The organism is Catenulispora pinisilvae (assembly GCF_015356865.1).
In the GTDB taxonomy this organism is placed as follows: Bacteria; Actinomycetota; Actinomycetes; order Streptomycetales; family Catenulisporaceae; genus Catenulispora; species Catenulispora pinisilvae.
Window position 1 is genome coordinate 14249 of the sequence record NZ_JAAFZA010000114.1, and the last position, 17623, is coordinate 31871.

11 protein-coding genes and 4 tRNA genes are annotated in these 17623 nt (G+C 69.5%); 6 read left to right on the forward strand and 9 right to left on the reverse strand.

Annotated elements, in window-relative coordinates; genetic code table 11:
- Positions 1 to 110: 110 nt before the first annotated feature.
- The 3 genes from IZR01_RS27710 to hrpA all read right to left on the reverse strand — a co-directional run bounded on the left by IZR01_RS27710 (position 111) and on the right by hrpA (position 8034).
- Positions 111 to 2930, reverse strand: coding sequence for an ATP-binding cassette domain-containing protein (locus tag IZR01_RS27710; RefSeq protein ID WP_194925557.1), 2820 nt, complete (start codon positions 2928 to 2930; stop codon positions 111 to 113).
- 186 nt (positions 2931 to 3116) lie between these two features.
- Positions 3117 to 3965, reverse strand: a complete 849-nt coding sequence (locus IZR01_RS27715; protein ID WP_194925558.1) for an SAM-dependent methyltransferase — start codon at positions 3963 to 3965, stop codon at positions 3117 to 3119.
- 136 nt (positions 3966 to 4101) lie between these two features.
- Positions 4102 to 8034, reverse strand: a complete 3933-nt coding sequence (gene hrpA / locus IZR01_RS27720; RefSeq protein WP_194925559.1) for an ATP-dependent RNA helicase HrpA — start codon at positions 8032 to 8034, stop codon at positions 4102 to 4104.
- Positions 8035 to 8117: 83 nt separating this feature from the next.
- Here hrpA and IZR01_RS27725 point away from each other — a divergent pair, with 83 nt between their 5' ends.
- A complete protein-coding gene (locus IZR01_RS27725) occupies positions 8118 to 8729 on the forward strand; it encodes a hypothetical protein (protein WP_194892290.1) in 612 nt (203 codons plus the stop codon).
- A gap of 114 nt (positions 8730 to 8843) precedes the next feature.
- Here IZR01_RS27725 and IZR01_RS27730 read toward each other — a convergent pair whose 3' ends face one another.
- Positions 8844 to 10481 (reverse strand): ABC-F family ATP-binding cassette domain-containing protein, encoded by a 1638-nt coding sequence (locus IZR01_RS27730; RefSeq protein WP_194925560.1) that lies wholly within the window; start codon positions 10479 to 10481, stop codon positions 8844 to 8846.
- A 91-nt stretch (positions 10482 to 10572) separates the two neighbouring features.
- On the opposite strand from IZR01_RS27730, the gene IZR01_RS27735 reads away from it, so the two are divergent.
- A complete protein-coding gene (locus tag IZR01_RS27735) occupies positions 10573 to 11211 on the forward strand; it encodes an alpha-ketoglutarate-dependent dioxygenase AlkB (RefSeq protein ID WP_194892292.1) in 639 nt (212 codons plus the stop codon).
- Between the two features lie 45 nt (positions 11212 to 11256).
- Here IZR01_RS27735 and IZR01_RS27740 read toward each other — a convergent pair.
- Positions 11257 to 11328: transfer RNA gene (locus IZR01_RS27740), tRNA-Val, on the reverse strand.
- Between the two features lie 430 nt (positions 11329 to 11758).
- Between IZR01_RS27740 and IZR01_RS27745 the strand changes: the two genes are divergently transcribed.
- Positions 11759 to 12172, forward strand: a complete 414-nt coding sequence (locus tag IZR01_RS27745; protein ID WP_012786429.1) for an SsgA family sporulation/cell division regulator — start codon at positions 11759 to 11761, stop codon at positions 12170 to 12172.
- Between the two features lie 160 nt (positions 12173 to 12332).
- Here IZR01_RS27745 and IZR01_RS27750 read toward each other — a convergent pair whose 3' ends face one another.
- The 3 genes from IZR01_RS27750 to IZR01_RS27760 form a co-directional block, all read right to left on the reverse strand.
- Entirely contained in the window at positions 12333 to 13169 is an 837-nt protein-coding gene (locus IZR01_RS27750; RefSeq protein WP_194892293.1) for an aminotransferase class IV, read from the reverse strand.
- 16 nt (positions 13170 to 13185) lie between these two features.
- A complete protein-coding gene (locus tag IZR01_RS27755) occupies positions 13186 to 14235 on the reverse strand; it encodes a chorismate-binding protein (RefSeq protein WP_323747113.1) in 1050 nt (349 codons plus the stop codon).
- Between the two features lie 169 nt (positions 14236 to 14404).
- The gene (locus IZR01_RS27760; RefSeq protein WP_194925561.1) at positions 14405 to 15274 is read right to left on the reverse strand and encodes a S1 family peptidase; all 870 of its coding nucleotides are present in this window, start codon (positions 15272 to 15274) and stop codon (positions 14405 to 14407) included.
- Between the two features lie 373 nt (positions 15275 to 15647).
- Between IZR01_RS27760 and IZR01_RS27765 the strand changes: the two genes are divergently transcribed.
- The 3 genes from IZR01_RS27765 (at position 15648) to IZR01_RS27775 (ending at position 15950) form a co-directional block, all read left to right on the forward strand.
- Positions 15648 to 15720: transfer RNA gene (locus IZR01_RS27765), tRNA-Gly, on the forward strand.
- Between the two features lie 49 nt (positions 15721 to 15769).
- Positions 15770 to 15840 (forward strand) — tRNA-Cys (locus IZR01_RS27770).
- Positions 15841 to 15878: 38 nt separating this feature from the next.
- A tRNA-Val gene (locus tag IZR01_RS27775) sits at positions 15879 to 15950 on the forward strand.
- A gap of 475 nt (positions 15951 to 16425) precedes the next feature.
- Here the strand turns inward: IZR01_RS27775 and IZR01_RS27780 are convergent.
- The gene (locus IZR01_RS27780) at positions 16426 to 17073 is read right to left on the reverse strand and encodes a hypothetical protein (protein ID WP_194925562.1); all 648 of its coding nucleotides are present in this window, start codon (positions 17071 to 17073) and stop codon (positions 16426 to 16428) included.
- Positions 17074 to 17623 lie beyond the last annotated feature (550 nt).

Here is a 17623-nt window from a genome sequence, read left to right on the forward strand (position 1 = left end):
GCGTCCCGGAAGACCGGAACGCGCACCTTTTGTCTAACAGCGCTCTATAGCCCTATAGCTCTATATAGCGCTACAGCCTTGCGCTGCTTGTACTGCTTGTTCTACTTGCCCTACTTCCGTTTCGGCTGGCCCACCGGTCGGATCGCCACCCACGCCCCGCCGATGCACACCACGGTCAGCGCGCCGAGGGCGGCCATGTCGCCGTACCAGGTACCGGACTTGTGCGCCTGCGTCGAGTCACACTTGGCACCCGGCAGCGGCCCGCGCGGCAACGTGTCGTTGCAGCCGGTCCCCAGCAGGATGTCGGCGTTCGCGGTGGAGGCGGCGGCCGAGTAGCCCCACTTGGCCGAAGCCAGGTAGCTGGCCTGGGCCAGACCCGGGGTCTTGTTGACGGGGAACGCGGAACCGGTGAACAGGAACTCGGCGAACAGGATGACCGGCAAGATGGTCAGCGCCTTGTCGCCGTTCGAGACGAACGCCGAGATCAGCAGACCCAGCGCCATCGCGGCCAGGCCGGCGGCCGCCACGTCGACGAACAGCTCCAACTGGCCGGAGGAGATCACGGAGCCGTTGCCGGGCCCGCCCTGGCGGACGATGCCGAGGAACACCAGGACCGCGGCCTGCGCGACGGTCAGCAGGCCCAGCAGGATCACCTTGGACAGCACATAGGCCGATGGTGACAGCCCGATCGCTCTTTCCCGGGTGAGGATCGGTCTCTCCTTCACGATCTCGCGGATCGAGTTGGAGGCGCCGAGGTAGGTCGCGCCGAGTACCAGCGCCAGCAGCACCGAGCCGGCCTTGCGGGCGGCGACCGGGTCGCTCGTGGACAGGTCGTTGGAGCCCAGCACCGCGAGCATCAGCAGGCCCAGGATCGGCGCCTGCATGAACAGCATCATGGTGTTGCGCTTGTCGGCCCACACCACCGAGCTGAACCGCTTGAACAGGGTGTTCAGCTGGTGGCCCCAGTGCGGGTTCGCCGCCGACGTCGCGGCCTGCTGCGCGTTGGCCTGGCCGTTGACCTTGTTCAGCTGCGCGCCGAGCGGGGCCTGGACGTACTGCTGGTCGGCCGGGGAGCCGGCGAAGGCGTTCTGCGCGAAGCCGGGCGCGGCGCGGTCCAGGTCCTGGAAGACCTCCGCGTAGGTGCTCCTGCTGAAGAATTGCAGGGTCTCCGGCGGCGGGCCGAAGAACGCGGTCTGCCCGCCGGGCGCCAGGAACAGGATGCGGTCGCAGCGGTCCAGGCTCTGGATGCTGTGGGTCACGGTGATGACCGTGCGGCCGCCGTCGGCGAGCTTGCGCAGCAGGTCCATCACCGACTTCTCATAGCCCGGGTCCAGGCCGGAGGTCGGCTCGTCCAGGATCAGCAGGCTGGGCCGGGTCAACAGCTCGATCGCGACCGAGGTGCGCTTGCGCTGGCCGCCGGACAGTTTCTCCACGGCCAGGTCCGCGCGCTCGACAAGACCGAGTTCGGCCATGACCTCCTCGACGCGGTGGTTGCGCTCGGCGGCCGGGACGTCCGGCGGGAAGCGGAGCTGCGCGGCGTAGCGCAGGGCGTCGCGGACCTTCAGCTGCGGGTGCAGGATGTCGTCCTGCGGGACGTAGCCGACGCGGTTACGGAGCTCTGCGTAGTTCGCGTATAGATCGCGTCCGTTATAGAAGACCGCGCCGCGGTCTGCTGGGCGGTTCCCCGTGAGGGCCTTCATCAGCGTGGACTTGCCGGCGCCGGTCGGGCCGAGCACTGCCAGGAAGTCGCCGCCCTCCAGGGCGAAGCTCACGTTGTCCAGCAGGACCTTAGGTCCGGCCAGCACACCGAGGTTCGCGGCGGAGAAGGTGATGCCGCCGGTGTCGACGAACTCCTGGAGCACTCCGTTGTGGAAGCGGAGCAGGTGCCGGGCGATCGCGATGATCGCCCCCTCGCGCACCTCGGCCTTGTTGACGCGTATGCCGTCCAGGTAGGTGCCGTTGTGGCTGCCCTTGTCCACGATCTCGAATCGGCCGCCGCGGAACACCAGCTCGGCGTGGAAGCGGGAGGCCTGTAGGTCGTGCAGCACGATGTCGTTGGTCGCGTCGCGGCCTATTCGCAGCGTGTTCGAGGTCTGGTAGACGCCGGTGTACTCGCCCAGGCGGGGCTGCTGCGGCTGCTGCGCGGGGCTCTGCTGGGGAACGTATGGAACGGCCTGCGGGACCGCGCCGGGCTGCTGCGCCCATGGCTGCTGCTGCGTAGGGACGCTCCGCCCGGGGGTACTTCCGGGCCCGCCTATAGGAGCGCCGCCTCCTGGGCCCGCGGCGGGAGTACCTGTCGGTGTACCTATAGGAGCGCCCATGGCCGCGCCCATAGGAGCACCGGTCGGAGCGCCGGCGACCGCCTGCATCGGCCGGGTGTGCTGTCCCTGTGATCCCTGCTGTCCTTGCGGTCCGGGGTGGCCCTGCTGTCCCTGATAGGGCTGCCCCGGATGTCCTTGCTGATGCGAGGGACCGGCTTGCGGTGCTGGACCGGCTTGCGACGCCGGACCGGCTTGCGACGCCGGACCGCCCTGAGCCCCGGGTCCGGACTGCGGAGGCCGCTGCCCGCCCTGCTGATACCCGGGCGGCGGCAGGTTGGGCCGCTGCGCACCGGGGACCAGCCGCACCTCCTGGCCGTCCACCGGGTGTCCGAGCCGCACCACGACCGGGCCGGGCAGTGTCATCGGCTGTGTCAGGCGGGTGTTCTGGACGAACGTGCCCTGGCTGGAGGAGTCCTCGAGGACCCAGACGCCGCCCTGTAGGTAGAGCGTGGCGTGGACCCGGGACGCCCGGGGCTCGGCGACGATCACGTCCGCCTGGTTGGGGTCGCGGCCGATGACGACCCGCCGGGTTCCGTCGAAGACCCGCTCGTTCCCGTCGGGAAGGATCTGGAGGGTCAGCGGTGCGGCCTGTTCCGGTTGCTGGGACACGGGGCCATCATTTCGGCTCCGGCCCCCGGCCTGCAACGCGGGTCCGGAACCGTGAAGGGGCTGTGACATGGGCGATGTCGCAGGTCCCTGGCTTATGTCGGGGCCGGGTCAGCGGCCCAGGGCAGGACGTTCCAGGACAGTCGGGACAGCAAGGAGAGGTAAACCTATGAACCCCATTAGGGGTTATCACCGCTTCCGGCCGACACCGCCGTACATCCAGTACCGGTTGATATCGGTCGGCAGTTCTTCGGTCGGCTGCCATTCGGGCAACCGCACCACACCGGGATCGACCAGATCGAAACCATCGAAGAACGCGGATACCTGGGCGTGATCGCGGAGAGCGCCTTCGGAGGCCTGCTGGTAGGCCTCCATGCCCTCCAAGTCCTCCGGAAGCAGGTCCGAACCGGCGTGTGAGATCACCAGATGGCTGCCGGGGACCAGGTTCTCGGTCAAGGTGGCGACCAGGCTGTCCGGGTCGGCTTCGTCGGTGACGAAGTGCAGCACCGCGACCATCAGCAGGGCCACCGGCTGGTCGAAGTCGATGAGCGCTGTGACGTCGGGGTGCGACAGGATCGACTTGGGATCGCGCAGATCGGCCTCGAAGACCCGGGTCCGCGCCTCGTCGGCGAGCAGCGCCCGGCCGTGCACGGTGACCAGCGGATCGTTGTCGACGTAGACCACCGTGGCGTCGGGGTGCACAGACTGGGCCACCTCGTGGGTGTTCCCGGCGGCCGGCAGCCCCGCGCCGATGTCCAGGAACTGCTTCACCCCCTGCTGCGCCGCGTAGCGCACGGCCCGCCCCAGGAACGCCCGGTTCGCCCGCGCCAGCACCGGGAGCACCGGCATGGTCTCGACCAGCTGGTCGGCGACGGCCCGGTCGGCGGGGAAGTTCTGCTTGCCGCCGATGAAGTAGTCGTAGATCCGCGCGGGGTGCGGCTTCGAGGTGTCTATCCGGCTTCCGGCATCGGCACCACCGCTGCTGGCGGAGTCGGTGGCGACGGGGTCGGACCACGGGGTCCCGGCAGCAGGGCTCATGGCCTCGGATCATACCGGCGTTGCACGAGCGCTGATACCTAGATGGGAAATGCTGTTGAGCCGAATAATGCGCCGCCGGATAGCGCGGCACTGCGTCGCACAGCACGGTACCGGGTGGCAGAGCACCGGACGCTGCTCAGCCCTCGATCGCGTCGATCGCCCGGTAGATCCGCTTGGCCGACACCGTCTCCGGTGTCCCGAGCTGCTGCGCGAACAGGCTCACCCGCAGCTCCTCGATCATCCAGCGGACCCGCCGGACGTCCGGGTCGCCGCGGCGGCCGGCGGGCAGCCGGTCCAGCAGCAACTGGTACTCGTCGCGGACGTCGTGGATCTGGAACATCAGGAGCTGGTCCTGGTTCGGGTTGTCCGGGAGCTTGTCCAGCCGCCGGTCGACGGCCCGCAGGTAGCGGACCACCTGCGGCAGCTGGTCGAAGCCGGTCTCGGAGACGAAGCCCTTGTGGATCAGCCCGGTCAGCTGGTCGCGGATGTCCGCGAGGGCGGTCAGCAGGGAACGGCTGGTCGTGCCCTTGAGCTTGCGCTCCACCTCGTGCCAGACCGACAGGATGCGCTCGACGGTGTGCACCACCTGCATCGAGGTGTCGGCCAGCTCGGCGCGGACCGCGTCGAACAGCTTCTGGTACCCCGCCTCGTCCCAGGCCGGGCCGCCGTTCAGGGCGATCAGGTGGTCGGCCGCGCAGGCGACGCAGTCCTCCAGCAGCGCCACGGCGTTGCCGTAGGGATTGTGGCTCAGCGCCAGCTTCGCCGGATTGCTCAGCCGGCCGTTGATGTGCTTGACCGGCGAGTTGATGTTCAGCAGCAGCATCCGGCGGGTGCCGGTGGCCATGGCGCGGCGCTGGTCCTCGGCGGTGTCGTAGAGCCGCACCGCGACGCTGTCGCCGGCGTCGGCCAGCGCCGGGTAGGCCTTCATCGTCAGCCCCCGGCGCTTCTGCTCGAAGGTCTTCGTCAGCGTGCCGACGCTCCAGTTCTTCAGCCCCTCGCGGGCCAGCCCGTCGGCGGCGTCGTTGATGACGTCCCGGGTCTTGACCTTCAGCGTGAGCTTCAGCGCCTCCAGGTCCTTGCCCTCGGCGAGCTTGCGGCCCTTGTCGTCGACGATCCGGAAGGTCGCCTTCAGGTGGTCCGGCACCCGGTCCAGGTCGAAGTCCATGGGCTCGACCCGGTGTCCGGACACGGCGCGCAGCTCGCGGGCGATCGCGTCCAGCAATGGGCCCTCGTTGGGGATCAGGGTCTTGCGCAGCGCCCGGGCGAAGTTCGGCGCCGGGACGAAGTTCACCCGCAGCTGCTTGGGCATCGACTTGATCAGCGCCGTGAGCAGTTCCTCCCGCAGGCCCGGGATCAGCCAGTCGAAGCCCTCCGGCGCGACCTGGTTGAGCACCGCCAGCGGGATGTGCACGGTGACGCCGTCGGCGTCCGTGCCCGGCTCGAACTGGTAGGTCAGCCGGAACTTCATCCGGCCCTGCCGCCAGGAGTCCGGGTAGTCCTGCTCCACCACGGCGCCCGCGCCGTCGTTCATGAGCATCGACTTCTCGAAGCTCAGCAGGTCCGGCTGCTCCCGGCTGGTCTTCTTCCACCAGGAGTCGAAGTGCCGGGCCGAGACCACGTCGGCCGGTACCCGGTCGTCGTAGAAGACGAACAGCGTCTCGTCGTCCACGAGGATGTCGCGGCGGCGTGCGCGGTTCTCCAGTTCCTCGACCTCTGCGAGCAGCTTGCGGTTCTCGGAGAAGAACTTGTGGTGGGTCTGCCAGTCGCCCTCTACGAGCGCGTGCCGGATGAACAGGTCGCGCGCCACCTCGGGGTCGATGCTGCCGTAGTTCACCTTCCGGGAGGCGACGATCGGGATCCCGTAGAGCGTCACCTTCTCGAACGCCATGACGGCGCCCGCAGACTTCTCCCAGTGGGGTTCGCTATAGGTGCGCTTCACTAGGTGCTGCGCCAGCGGCTCTGCCCATTCCGGCTTGATGGTGGCGACCACGCGCCCCCACAGACGGCTCGTCTCGACTAGTTCCGCCGCCATGACCCACTGCGGCGACTTCTTAAAGAGGACCGAGCCGGGGGAGATGGCGAACTTCGCACTGCGGGCGCCGATGTACTCGAAGGAGTCCGTGTCCTTGAGGCCGATGTGCGAGAGCAGTCCGCTCAGCAGGCTGATGTGGATCTGGTCGGGGCTGGCTTCGGTGCTGTTCGGGGTGAGCTCCAGCTGCTTGGCGATCTGCTTGAGCTGGCTGTGCACGTCCTGCCACTCGCGGATGCGCAGGTAGTGCAGGAACTCCGCTTTACACAGCTTCCGGAACTGGTTCGAGGAGAGCTCTTTCTGTTGCTCCTTGATGTAGTCCCAGAGTTTCAGCCAAGCCAGGAAGTCCGAGCCCGGCTCCTTGAAGCGCGAATGCTTCTCCGCGGCCGCCTGCTGCTTGTCCGCCGGGCGCTCGCGCGGGTCCTGGATGGACAGCGCGGCGGCGATGATCATGATTTCCTTCAGCGCGCCGTTGCGGTCCGCTTCCAGGACCATGCGCCCCAGCTTCGGGTCCACCGGGAGCTGGGCCAGCTTGCGGCCGACCGGGGTCAGGCGCTTGCGGTGGTCCTGCTCCTCGGGGTCGAGCGCGCCGAGTTCGTGGAGCAGGTTCACCCCGTCGCGGATGTTGCGGGCGTCCGGCGGGTCCAGGAACGGGAACGCGGCGACGTCGCCCAGGCCGAGCGCACTCATCTGCAGGATGACGGACGCCAGGGAGGTACGGAGGATCTCGGGCTCTGTGAACTCCGGGCGGGAGAGGAAGTCATCCTCACCATAGAGCCGGATGCAGATGCCGTCGCTGGTGCGGCCGCAGCGGCCCTTGCGTTGGTTCGCCGAGGCCTGCGACACCGGCTCGATCGGTAGGCGCTGCACCTTGGTGCGGTTGCTGTAGCGGGAGATGCGCGCGGTGCCCGGGTCGATCACGTAGCGGATCCCCGGGACGGTGAGACTGGTCTCTGCGACGTTGGTCGCCAGGACGACGCGGCGGCCGGCGTGCGACTCGAAGACCTTGTGCTGTTCGGCGGTACTCAGGCGCGCGTATAGGGGGACGATCTCTGTGGTGCGTAGGTTGCGCTTCTTAAGGGCGTCCGCTGTATCGCGGATCTCGCGCTCTCCAGAGAGGAACACGAGTATGTCGCCGTGGCCCTCCCGGCCGAGTTCGTCCACGGCGTCGCTGATCGCCTGGATCTGGTCCCGGTCCCCGGCGTCGCCGTCCGCCTCGGGATCCTCTAGGAGGAGCGGCCTATAGCGGACCTCCACCGGATAGGTGCGGCCGGATACCTCAACGATCGGGGCGTCCTTGCCGTCTTTGTCGGCGAAGTGCCGGGCGAAGCGCTCCGGGTCGATGGTCGCCGAGGTGATGATCAGCTTCAGGTCGGGGCGGCGCGGCAGCAGGTTCTTGAGATAGCCGAGCAGGAAGTCGATGTTCAGCGACCGCTCGTGCGCCTCGTCGATGATGATCGTGTCGTAGCGGCTCAGCGTCCGGTCCTGCTGGATCTCGGCCAGCAGGATGCCGTCGGTCATCAGCTTGACCAGCGTGCCGTCGCTGGAGTGGTCGGTGAAGCGGACCTTGTAGCCGATGGACTCCCCGAGCGGCTGCCCCAACTCCTCGGCGATGCGCTCGGCCACGGTGCGGGCGGCCAGCCGGCGCGGCTGCGTGTGCCCGATCAGCCCGGCGACGCCCCGGCCCAGTTCCAGGCAGATCTTCGGGATCTGTGTCGTCTTGCCGGACCCGGTCTCGCCGGCGATCACCACGACCTGGTGGTCCCGGATCGCCGCCGCGATGTCGTCCTTGCGCGCGCTGACCGGCAGGTTCTCCGGATAGGTGACCTTCGGGACGCTGGCCCGGCGCGCCCGCGCCCGCCCGGCGGCCACCAGGATCTCGGCCTCGATCTCCGCCGCCACCGCCTGCAGCGCCTGCGGATTGCGGATGCGACGGGCGCCGTCGATACGGCGCGACAGGCGACGCCGGTCAGGCGGCGTCAGCTCCGCGAGGCGAGCGGTGAGCTCGGCGAGCGGAGCCGGTTTGAGCTGAGAGTCCATGGCAAGTCAAGGATAGGCTGCGCCCGGGCATTACTTCTTCTGGTTATCGCCGGGGCCACGCCGCCGGCGGATAGGAGCACGCGATGGGTTCCAACCAGACCACCAGGGCATCCCTGCACGGGATCGCCGAACTGCTGCTCGCCGGGCCGCAATACCGGCAGCACGGCACCATCAGGCTGCGGGTCCTGCCCGGCGCCTTCTCCACGATCGTGGCCCCCGACCTGCGCGTCGACCACCAGAAGGTGCGGTCCCACGACGCCGCGGTGGAGGTGCGCGGCGCCACGTACGCCGAACTCGGTTCCCGATTGGGGGTGATCGCGGGCGCTCCGGAAGGGCTGTACCAACATGGTTCCGGTGCGCAGCCGTCGGACCGTCCGGTCCTCGACCCACGCGCCGCCAGGGTGCTCCTCGACGCGCTGGACCGAGGCGACCAGGGCCTGCGCCGCTTCGCCCCGGACCAGATACCCGTGCTGTGGCCGGAGCACTTCGACGTCGCCATCACGGTCAACGAGGTCAACTACGGCGTCTCGCTCGGCGACGACTACCTCGACGATCCCTACATGTACGTCGGGCCCCACAAACCGCGCACAGGCGCGTTCTGGAACGCGCCGTTCGGGGCGGTGCGGCCGTTGGCGGCGACGGCCGACGAGGTCGCGGGGTTCTTCGCGGAGGGCCAGCAGGTGCTTCGCGGCTGACCGCTGTCGGCTCGCGCCGGCGGGCGGCGGCCCAGTGCTGTCACTTGCCCGCTGGCGGCTTGTCGAGGTGCGGCGACCTGTCGAGGTGCGGCGGCCGGCGCGCCGGGACCGGCCTCAGACCTCGGTGACCTTCCCGTCGGCCACATCCAGCCGCCGCGTGGTCTGCACCGCCTCCAGCATCCGCCGGTCGTGCGTCACCAGCAGCAGCGTCCCGGGGTAGTTCGCCAGCGCCGACTCCAGCTGCTCGATCGCGGCCAGGTCCAGGTGGTTGGTCGGCTCGTCCAGCACCAGCAGGTTCACGCCCCTGGCCTGGAGCAGGGCCAGCGCGGCCCGGGTCCGCTCGCCGGGGGACAGCGTCGCGGCCGAGCGCAGCACGTGCTCGGCCTTCAGTCCGAACTTCGCCAGCAGGGTGCGGACCTCCGCCGGTTCCATCTCCGGGACCTGCTCCTCGAAAGCACTCAGCAACGCCTGGTCGCCGAGGAACAGGCCGCGGGCCTGGTCGACCTCGCCGACCACGACGCCTGGGCCCAGGGAGGCGGTGCCCTCGTCCAGGGGGACGCGTTCCAAGAGTGCGGCGAGCAGGGTGGTCTTGCCCGCGCCGTTGGCTCCGGTGATCGCGACCTTTTCGGCCCAGTCGATCTGCAGGCTCACCGGGCCCAGCGTGAAGTCGCCGTGGCGAACCACGGCCTCCCGCACAGTGGCGACCACAGCGCCGGAGCGGGGCGCGGCGGCGATCGTCATCCGCAGCTCCCACTCCTTGCGCGGCTCCTCGACGGCATCCAGGCGCTCGATGCGCTTCTCAGTCTGGCGGGCCTTCGCCGCTTGCTTCTCAGTCGACTCCGCGCGCGCCTTCGCCAGGATCTTGTCGTTGTCCGGCCGCTTCTTCAGCGCGTTCTTGACGCCTTTCTCCAGCCAGTTGCGCTGCATCCGGGCCCGGGCTTCCAGGCCCGCCTTCGTATCGGCGTACTCCTCGAACTCCTCGCGGGCGTGCTGGCGCTCGACTTCGCGCTCCCTCAGGTAGTCCTCGTAGCCGCCGCCGACCTGGCGGATCAGCTGCTGGGCCAGGTCGAGTTCGACGACCCGGTTCACGGTGCGGGCCAGGAACTCGCGGTCGTGGCTGATCAGGACCACCGGGGCGCGCAGTTCGGAGACGAAGCGCTCCAGGCGCTCCAGGCCGTCCAGGTCGAGGTCGTTGGTCGGCTCGTCGAGCAGGAAGGCGTCGTAGCGGCTCAGCAGGAGCGAGGCCAGGCCGGCGCGGGCCGCCTGGCCGCCGGACAGCGAGGTCATCTCCTGGTCCAGGTCCACGGCCAGGCCGAGGTCGGCCGCGACCGCCTCGGCCCGCTCGTCGAGGTCCGCGCCGCCGAGGTTCAGCCAGCGCTCCAGGCCCTCGGAGTAGGCGTCGTCGGCGCCGGGCGCGCTCTCGACGAGGGCGGCCGTCGCGGCGTCCAGGGCCTCCTGTGCGGCGGTCACGCCGGTGCGGCGGGACAGGAACTGCCGGACGGTCTCCGACGGCCGGCGTTCGGGCTCCTGCGGGAGGTGGCCGATCGTGGCGCTGGGCGGGCTGAGCTGGACCCCGCCCTGCTCGGGCTGGTCCAGCCCGGCGAGCAGGCGCAGCAGCGTGGACTTTCCGGCGCCGTTCACCCCGACCAGGCCGACCACGTCGCCGGGGGAGACCACGAGGTCCAGGCCGGAGAACAGGACGCGGTCGCCGTGGCCGGCGGTGAGTTCCTTGGCGACGAGCGTGGCGCTCATGCGGCGTGACTCCCGTGGTGCTCTTGAAGTTGGGCTCTTGTGCGCCTCGACGATAGCCGCCCGGTCAGCGGTTCCGCTTAGAATTGAACACATGTTCGACGATGCGTGGTTCCAAGGCTCGCTCCTCGACACCGACACGCCCGAGTCAGTCGGCGCGCTCGGTGCCGCGGTCGAGCGCGTGACGCTGAGCGACGGGGCCTGGGTGGACCTCCGCCGCGGCTGGATCTCGGGAGCGGACGAACTGTTCGCCCGCCTTCTGGAATCCGTGCCCTGGCGCGCCGAACGCCGGAGGATGTACGAACGGGTGGTCGACGTCCCCCGCCTGCTCTGCTTCTACGGCGACGGCGAAGACCTGCCGGACCCGATGCTCACGCAGGCGCGGGCTGCCCTCGACGGCAACTACGGACCCGAACTCGGCGAGCCCTTCACCACGGCCGGCCTGTGCCTGTACCGCGACGGCCGGGACAGCGTGGCCTGGCACGGCGACACCATCGGCCGAGGCTCGTCGGAGGACACCATGATCGCGATCATGTCCCTCGGCACCCCGCGAGTCCTGGCTCTGCGGCCCCGAGCCGGCGGCGCCATGCCGGTCCGCTACGAAGTCGGCCACGGCGACCTGCTCGTCATGGGCGGCAGCTGCCAGCGCACCTGGGAACACGCGGTGCCGAAGTCCGCACGGCCGCTGGGCCCGCGGATCAGCGTTCAATTCCGGCCGAGGGGAGTGCGGTGAAAACACGAAACCGCCATCTCGATGAGATGGCGGTCGGATTCTGGGTGGGCGATACTGGGATCGAACCAGTGACCCCTGCCGTGTGAAGGCAGTGCTCTCCCGCTGAGCTAATCGCCCGTGCCTGGTCGTCGCGCGCCGCTAGGGCCGTTCCGACGTCCGTAACCTTACCGCATCCACACGGTGCCGCGCGCACCCCTTTCCGCCGCGGCGCGCGCCGCGGTTGGGGCGTTATGCGTAAGGGGCGGCGACCCGCCGGAAAGAGTGGAATTCGTCACACTGTGTCACTGGTGGTATACGGTGGGTTCTGTCCCGATTCGGGGGATTGCGCCGCGCGTCGCCGGGGCGCTTGTCGTGCACGTCAAGGTCTTGTCCTCGACCTGATGGCCTACGCACATCGCCGTATACCGGGCACACGGGTTTACCGACCACCGGACCGTGGCATTCCTCCTTCGCGCCCCTCGACGCGGACCAACTGGAACGCGGGGGTGTGAACCGCTGAGTACGGGACCGCCCGCCTCGGCGCACTCCTAGCGAAAGGCCGACCGCCATGAGCTCATCGGTCACCTGTGAGCTGCAGCTGCGTCTCGTCATCTCCGGCGACTCCTCGCTGCCGGTCCCCGCGGGCCTGCGCTACGACACCGCCGACCCTTACGCCGTGCACGCCACGTTCCACACCGGCGGGCAGGACACCGTGGACTGGGTCTTCGCCCGGGAACTGCTGGCCGAGGGGCTTCGTCGGCCCACCGGAACCGGCGACGTCCGGGTGTGGCCCTCGCGCAGCCGCGGCCAGGCCATCGTGTGCCTGGCGCTCAGCTCGCCTGAGGGAGAGGCGCTTCTGGAGGCCCCCGCGCGGGCCCTGGAATCCTTCCTCAAGCGCACCAACACTGCCGTCCCGCCAGGACTGGAGCACCGGTTCTATGACCTGGACGCCGAGCTCGTGCACCTGTTCGCCGACAACTGAGGCGCGACTCCCCGGAACCACTGAGCCCCCACCGATGCGATCACCATCGGCGGGGGCGTTCCGTTTGTTGCGCAGGTTCTCTGGTTCTGGCCCAAGTTCTCTGCGGGTTCTCTATAGCGTTTTTCTGTAGCGTTCTTTGCAGAGAGTTCCGCCGCTGGTTCTACAGCGGGTCGTGGTCCTCGGCGGACCGCTCGGCGAACACGGCCATCACGTCCTTGGTGGCCGGGCCCGGTGCGGCCAGCTCGCGGCCGTCCACCCGGTGCACGCCCTGCACGTCGCGCAGCGTCGAGGTCAGGAAGATCTCGTCGGCGTCCAGCAGCGTTTCCAGCGGCAGGTCGACCTCCTCGGCGCCCGGGATCCACTTCAGCACCAGGGCGCGGGTGACGCCGGCCAGGCAGCCGGTGTCCAGGGTCGGGGTCAGGATCTGGCCGTCACGGACCACGAAGATGTTGCTTCCGGTGCCCTCGCACAGCCGGCCGGCGGTGTCGGCGAACACCGCTTCGGTGGCTCCGGCGTCGTGCGCGTGGGCCACCGCCTTAGCGTTCTCGGCGTAGGAAGTCGTCTTGATACCCGCCAGGGCACCGCGGTCGTTGCGGGGCCAGGGCACGGTGGCGATCGCCGTGGTCTCGGCGTGCGCCTTGCTCGCACCGACCGCCACCACCAGCGTGGGCCCGTGGTCGCCGCGCTCGGAGCCCAGCGGCGCGAGCCCCGCCGAGTAGGTGATCCGGATCCGGGCCAGGGGCGGGACGTCGTTGGCGAGCAGGGTCTCGGTCACCGCGTGCCGGACGGCGTCGACGTCCACCGGCGGCAGCCCCAGGCCGTCGGCCGAGCGGACCAGCCGCTGCAAGTGCCGGGTCAGGGCGAAGGGGCGCCCGCCGACCGCCTTGACCGCCTCGAACACGCCGTCACCGACGGTGAAGCCGTGGTCGAAGACCGAGATGTGCGGGATCGAGGCGTCGACCAGGCCGGAATCGACCCAGACTTTGTCAGTGCTCATGGCTCACAAGTCTCCTTCACTCGCCGACAAGCTGTGGACCCGAGGCGACCGCCAACAACCGCGCGGCCTTGAGCTCGGTCTCGTCCCATTCTCCCAGCGGATCCGATCCCCAGGTGATTCCGGCCCCGGTACCGAAGCACAGGCGGCCGTCCCGCCACCAGAAGGTGCGGATCCCCACGGCGAGTTCGCCGAGCCCGCGGTCGGCGTCCACCCAACCGATGGCGCCACAGTAAGGGCCGCGCGCGGCGTTCTCAAGATCGTCGACGATCCGCAGGGCACTGCTTTTCGGCGCGCCGGTGATGGAACCGGCCGGGAAGGTCGCCGCGACCAGCTCGGGCCACCCGGCGTCCGGGGCGAGGTCGGCGGTCACGGTGGACACCAGGTGCACCAGGCCGGGGTGCGGCTCGACGCGCAGCAGCGAGGGCACCTCGACGGTACCGATCTCGGCGACCCGGGCCAGGTCGTTCCGGACCAGGTCGACGATCATGATGTTCTCGGCGGTGTCCTTGGGCAGGAACTCCTCAGCGGTCCGCGCGGTGCCCTTGATGGGCTCTGAGGTGACGCGGCGACGCTCACGGCGGAGGAAGAGTTCGGGAGACGCGGTCACCACTCGGGTGCCGGGCACATCCACCAAGCCGGCGTACGGAGCGGGATTCCCTATATGGAGGCGCGCCGCGAGGGCGACAGGATCGGCCTGCGAAGCGATCGGCGCGGACAGGACGCGACAGAGGTTCACCTGGTAGACCTCGCCGGCGGCGATCTCGTCGCGGATGGCTTTGACGGCGCCCACGTAGGCGCCCTGATCCATCGAGGAGACCCAGGCGTCGCGATCGGGGCCGATCCAGGGCGTCGTCGGCGGGGGGAGCGGGGCGTCCCGGACGTCGTCGAAACGGGCCAGGGTCCAGTCGCCTTCGTAGGTGCCCACGACGGCCCAGAAACCGGTGGAGTCCAGGGCGGTCAGGTCCGAGGTGACGTCGCGCAGGCCGGTCGCGAGCCGGCCCGCGAAGTGGGCCAGGGGCTCGGCTCCGGTGGCTATCAGTGGGGCGTGCTGGGCGAGGGAGGGCACGCCCTCATTGTCTCTCGGCGCGGTACCTGGGCTCGTGGGCGGTTCTGTAGAGGGGCCAGGCTCTCTTCATCGCGCTCAGCCGCCCTCCGATTTGGGGTGGCCGCCGAGCGCGATCACTTGCCGAGTGCGGTCACCTCACGGCTCCGCCTCCCTGCCCGGCCCGGTCACCTCACGGGCCGAAGTCGGTCGCCCCGCTCGCGGTCGCCACGAAGGTGTGGATATCCGGCGCGGACAGCCGGGTGAAGACGCCCGGCGTGCCCGGAACCGCGCAGCCGTTGCCCCAGCTGGTGACCCCGATCAGTTCCCAGGTGCCGCCGGGCAGGGCGGTCAGCAGCGGGCCGCCGCTGTCGCCGGTGCAGGCGTCGTGCCGGCCGTCCCCGCCGGCGCACAGCATCTCCTGCGGGTAGAGCTGGGGATTGCGGACACCGTCGAACACACCCTGGCAGGCGGTGTCGCCGACCACCGGCAGGTCCACCTGCTGTAGCTCGTCCGGGTACACGCCGCCGCCGACGTCGGCCGGGCCCTGCGCCTGGATGCTGCCCCAGCCGATCGCGCGGGCCGGGGCTCCGGACTGCTCGTAGGCCTGGTTGCCGGAGGTCGGCATGGTCGGCGAGTAGACACCGGCGATCGGCGAGTCGAGCCGCACCACCGCGGCGTCATCGGCCTCCGTGGCCGAGTCCCAGGCCGGGTCGACGTGGATGGCGCCGGGCACCCGAACCGCGCCGCCATCCGCGGACAGCACGGCGCGGCCCACGATGATCCGCTCCTTGGGCTGCCCGTCGGTGGTCAGCTGCCCGACCGACCACTGGTCCACGCAGTGCGCCGCGGTCAGCACCTCATCCGGAGCGATGAGCGTCCCGCCACAGATGGTCAGATAACCGTTGCCGGCCCACTGCTGAAGCGCGGCCATGAACGGATACGCCCCGTCCGGCGCCGCCGCACCCCCGACGATCCGCGGGATCGGCCGCAACGCCTCCGCCGCCGGCTTCGAAGGCGCCGCCAACGCAGTCGCCGCGGCCACCCCCGCCACGGTCAGCATCCCCGCAACGCTCCAAGCCGCCATCCGTGCGACCCGCCGCCTCAGCCGCGCCATCGCGCACCTCTTCCCGTTCACACCCGAAACCGAACCGCACGCCGGAACCCGTCCGCCGACCCGCACCATGCTGGCCGCGCCGACCAGCACACCGACCCGTCGCCGCCGCCGAACCACCCGAACGAATGGCGACTCATTGTAGCGACATGATCGCCCAGCGAGACCACGAACACCGTTCTGCCCGCCTCCGGGCAGATTTCAACCCAACCATGTGACACCTGAGGGGAATGGTTTTTGGATCCCCGCCCCGATCCGCTACAGTTCATGGTGTCGCCAGGGGGCGCAACGAGGGAAACCGAGTGAAACCCCGACGGCGCATGCGGATGTGGCTCAGTTGGTAGAGCATCACCTTGCCAAGGTGAGGGTCGCGAGTTCGAGTCTCGTCATCCGCTCGGACGGAAGGCTGGTCGGGTACCGTGTTCCACGCCTGATCGGCCCCACGGTGGTGTGGCCGAGAGGCGAGGCAACGGCCTGCAAAGCCGTCTACACGGGTTCAAATCCCGTCACCACCTCGCACGAAGGCAACGCCGCAGGACAACAGCACAAGCACGGGCGATTAGCTCAGCGGGAGAGCGCTTCCCTGACACGGAAGAGGTCACTGGTTCAATCCCAGTATCGCCCACATAGAAGAAGGCTCCGAACCGAACATGGTTCGGGGTCTTCTTGCTGTTCAGGGCCTTGCGGCGGGAATACGGATCGTGATCTTTGGAACGGACGAGCGAACGACGTTCCCGGCTGTTTCCGGTCTCGGCCGACTGAATACGGCTCGCTGCGGAAAATACGCGGAAAAGATCAAGCGTGCCTTGCGCCCTTCGCCATGGGTTGAGAGCCTGTTCGACGGAGTGTCAGGACCCCAGCTGGCACGACAGTGCTCATGGGAAGGGCGCAAGCAGGCCAGGCACCCGCTTGAGGTACTCAACCGACAGTCGCGTCGGAGCCGGATGCTCCGGTTGGGCTTCTCGCAGGGCCTTGTGGACCTGCCTCCGCCGGGCTCGTGTGGGATCCCTACATCGCGCTGTCGATGACTCGCCCCCACCCCTGTGGACTGGTGTACGGACCACCGCCTGGCCGCGTGTTGGTCTCGTTGACCGAGCTGATCAGCCGAGTCCGTGCTCCGCCAGTGACGACGCGAGGTCCTCTGGACGCGGGCTCGGAACCAGCCACAAGGAGCTCTCCTGCGGCTCATACCGGCGTGAGAAGGAGCCGACGTTCAGATAGTTGCCGAAGTACCGCCGGGCCGCGGTGGCCGAGCCTGGATTCCGGTCAGCGCAGCGAGTTCGACGGTCCGCACGGTCCGGGCGAAGGGCGGCACTAGGACGCCGGCGGCGAGCGTGTAGTGCGAGTGGCCGCGCGCGACGCGCCAGTACCGATTTGCGCTGAAGATCCGGCGGGCGTTCATCATGGCGTCGATGACCGCCGCGTTGGTCTCGATCCGCGCCGACCGAACGGCGGACCATGAGGCCTGATACGAGTCTGGGGCCGCCGTCGGGCGCCCCGATCCGGACGCCCGCGTCGTCCACCACGATCCCGGTGCGGCGGTTCCGCCACAGCAGGCTGATGTAGGGGGAAAAGGGCGGACAGATCGGCACGACGGCCACGGCGATGAACCACGCCGGGTCCACAGCGGCGCCGAGCACCACGCCGACCAGCATCAGTCCGGCCGGGACCGCCCCGCCCGACACGACCAGCCGCCAGGGCAGGGCGGTGCGGGTCTCCCGGTACTCGGCCATCGCGGGCGCACTCACCAGGCGCCCGTGGTGAGGACCCGGTGAGCAGGCCGCGCAGGCCTTCGGCGTCCACCAGCACGACGTCGTCCGGGGCCTGCGGTTGTGTCCGGGGCGGCGGTCTGCGGCTGTTTCATCGCCCTGACAGTGCGGCCTTGAAGGTGTGTCTGTCGGGTGGTCCTGGCTCGTCGTCGGTGGGGTTCGCGGGCCTCGTGGTTGGTGATCTTGGGGGTGAAAAGGCGGTGCGGCTGTCAGCGGTGGTTAGTAATCTCTGATGCGGCGCTGCGGTGGTTACCTCGGTGTCTGGCGGCGACCTGGACTGGGGTGGGGGATGCGGGCGAGGGTGCTGCGTGTGCTGGATGTCGGGGGGCTGCCGCGCGTTTTCTGGTGGGTGTGGTTCAGTACTTTGGTGGCGCGGACGGGGGCTTTCGTCGCGCCGTTTCTGTCGTACTACTTGACGCGGTCGTTGGGGCACTCGGCGGCGTTCGCGGGGTTCGTCGCCGCGCTGAATGCGGTGGGGGCCGCGGTGTCGGCGGTGGTCGGGGGTGTGCTCGCGGATCGGGTGGGGCGG